This is a genomic window from Limnobacter sp. (genome assembly GCF_964228395.1).
GTDB lineage: Bacteria > Pseudomonadota > Gammaproteobacteria > Burkholderiales > Burkholderiaceae_B > Limnobacter.
Genome location: NZ_CAXQZX010000026.1, coordinates 1 through 2,854, shown reverse-complemented (window position 1 = coordinate 2,854; position 2,854 = coordinate 1). Strand labels below are relative to the sequence as shown.

The following is a 2,854-nucleotide window of genomic DNA, read 5'->3' as shown; positions in this document are numbered from 1 at the left end:
CGAATTCACCACTAGAGTCAACGATCGGAAATTCCCGTGCGTTGGCAGATACAATGTAACCACTGACACCAATCCTGCTCCGACCTGTGAATTCAAACAAAATCCGCCTCAAGCACCACTCCGATGGCTTTATTGCGACCGCGCTCACCGTACTGATCGGCTTGGGCGTGTCTGGCGCGCTGCTCGTGGGCGTGGCCTTGGCACTTATTTTCCCCAAGTTACCCGACCTCGATACCCTGACTGATTACCGACCCAAAGTGCCGCTGCGCGTGTTGACTACCGATGGCGTACTCATCGGTGAATTTGGCGAAGAACGGCGCCGCCCAGTCGACATTACCGAGGTGCCCTTGGTGATGCAACAAGCCATTTTGGCGGCCGAGGACGATCGGTTCTACGAGCACGGCGGCATCGACTTCATGGGCGTTGCACGGGCCTTGGTGACCAACGTCACCTCGGGCGGGCGCACACAGGGCGCCAGCACCATTACCATGCAGGTCGCCCGCAATTTCTTCCTGACCCGAGACAAAACCTGGACCCGCAAACTGTATGAAGTGCTGCTGGCCTACAAAATTGAAGACAGCCTGAGCAAAGACGAAATTCTGGAGCTTTATATCAACCAGATTTACCTGGGCCAACGCGCCTACGGGTTTCAATCTGCCTCACAAGTGTATTTCGGCAAACCGCTGCGCGACATCAATGCCGCAGAGGCAGCCATGTTGGCTGGTTTGCCCAAAGCGCCCTCTGCCTACACTCCAATCGTAAATCCAAGCCGTGCCCGTGTGCGCCAGGAGTATGTACTACGCCGCATGAACGACCTCGAGTATCTCGACGATGCACAGTTTGAAGAAGCCTTGAACACCGAGTTGGTGTACCGCAATCGCAAAGCCAACGGCGATGACATCGAAGCCACAACAGGCCTGACCATCAATGCCGACTATGCCGCTGAAATGGCACGCCAGGCCGTGGTTGAAATGTATGGCGAAGAAGCCTATACCTCGGGCATCACCGTGACCACAACCTTGATTGCAAAAGAACAGCGTGCTGCCCAGCGCGCCTTGCGCAACAGCGTGATGGACTATGAACTGCGTCAATTCTTCCGTGGCCCTGAAGGCTACATTGAGCTGCCCAACGACCCAAAAGAAGCCGAAGAAGTCATCGGTGACAACATCAGCGACTACACCGACTACGGCTTTTTACAAAGCGCAGTGGTGCTATCAGCCAGCCCCACTGAAGTGGTGGTGTCGCAAGGCGCAGGGGAGCCCCTAAAACTGACAGGCACAAGCCTGAAGCCTGCAGAAAGCTGGTTAAATGAACGCGCCCCAGCCAACAAACGACTGAAACGTGGTGCTGTTGTGCGTATTTTAAAACGCAAAGACCAGCCCCCCATGCTGACGCAATTGCCTGAAGTGGAAGCTGCGTTTATTGCCATTAGCCCCAAAGACGGCGCAATCCGCGCCCTGTCCGGTGGGTTCGAGTTTTCTCGCAACAAATTCAACCATGTCACCCAAGCCACCCGCCAACCGGGCTCGGCATTCAAGCCATTTGTGTATTCTGCTGCACTTGAAAAGGGAATCACACCAACCACACTGGTGGCCGATGAGCCCATTTTTGTGCCAGCCGACACCCCGGGTGGCAAGGACTGGAGCCCGAAAAACTACGATGGCAAGTACGATGGCCCCATGTTGCTCAAAGAAGGCCTGGCCAAGTCGAAAAACATGGTGTCCATCCGGGTGCTACAAGAAATTACCCCACAATACGGCCAGCGTTGGGCCACACAGTTTGGCTTTCCTGCTGCCAATGTGCCGCCCTACCTCACCATGGCCTTGGGCGCTGTTACAACAAACCCCCTTCAAATGGCCAGCGCGTTTGCCGTATTTGCCAATTCGGGTTACCGCGTCAAACCCTATTTGATTGAAAAAATCACCGATGGCACCGGTCGAATTGTGGCCCGTGCCCGCCCTGCTGTTGCTGGCGAGGAAGCCAACCGTGTAATCGATGCCCGCAATGCATTCCTGACCACCCGCCTTCTGCGCGAAGTGGTTGAGCGCGGCACAGCCACCCGGGCCAAAGTGCTCAACCGGGGAGACATTGTTGGCAAAACAGGCACCACCAACGACAGCCACGACGCCTGGTTCGCAGGCTACAACAGCGACATTTCGGCGGTGGCCTGGGTTGGCTACGACCAACCCCGCAACCTGGGTGCCCGCGAAACTGGTGGAGGCCTGGCCTTGCCAATCTGGATTGATTACATGAAAGTGGCGCTGGCTGATTCACCAGAAAAACCACAAGTGGTCCCCCCAGGCATTGAATACATCGACGGGAATTATTACTACTCCGAATACACACCCGGCAATGGCGTGGGCCGCATCGATGTGAACGGCGGTGGCGACGACATTCCAAGCCTTTTCAATTTCCTGAAAGGCTTGGGCGGCATGCTCGAGGGCAGCGGCGAAGCACCCATCAGTGGCAACCCCACCGCAGGCGATGGTACCAGCCACGCGGCACCAGCCCGCCCGCGAGAGCAGCCGCGGGATGATATTGAACGGCTGTTCGGCAACAACTAAAACGCTTAGAAATTGGGGCAGTTTTGCCCCAATTGGCCACTCAGCAGTTCAACAAAGTGAGTTTTGAAGGGCGTTTTGCTGCGGGTGTCCAGCCATTCGCCATTGGCATACTGATAATGAAAACCACCCGATTTTGCAGCCAGCCACAACTCGTGATTGGCCACCTGGCTGTTTAAAATCATCTTGCCTTTGTCTTCAAAATCAAGGGTTAATACATTGCCCGAGCGCATTGAATCTGCATCAAGGTCCAGCGTATCGACCAAGGATTCAATATACTCTTCTACTTGAAC

Annotated in this window: 2 protein-coding genes; one reads left to right on the top strand and one right to left on the bottom strand. The window is 55.4% G+C overall.

From position 1 onward, the window contains the following. Positions 1 to 86: 86 nt before the first annotated feature. Positions 87 to 2,564 carry a penicillin-binding protein 1A gene (locus ACEQU8_RS02085; protein ID WP_370261135.1) on the top strand — a complete coding sequence of 826 codons (2,478 nt, stop codon included), beginning with the start codon at positions 87 to 89 and terminating at the stop codon, positions 2,562 to 2,564. A gap of 5 nt (positions 2,565 to 2,569) precedes the next feature. Here ACEQU8_RS02085 and cyaY read toward each other — a convergent pair. Next, a partial coding sequence (gene cyaY, locus ACEQU8_RS02080) for an iron donor protein CyaY (protein WP_370261133.1) occupies positions 2,570 to 2,854 on the bottom strand: 285 nt, incomplete at its 5' end.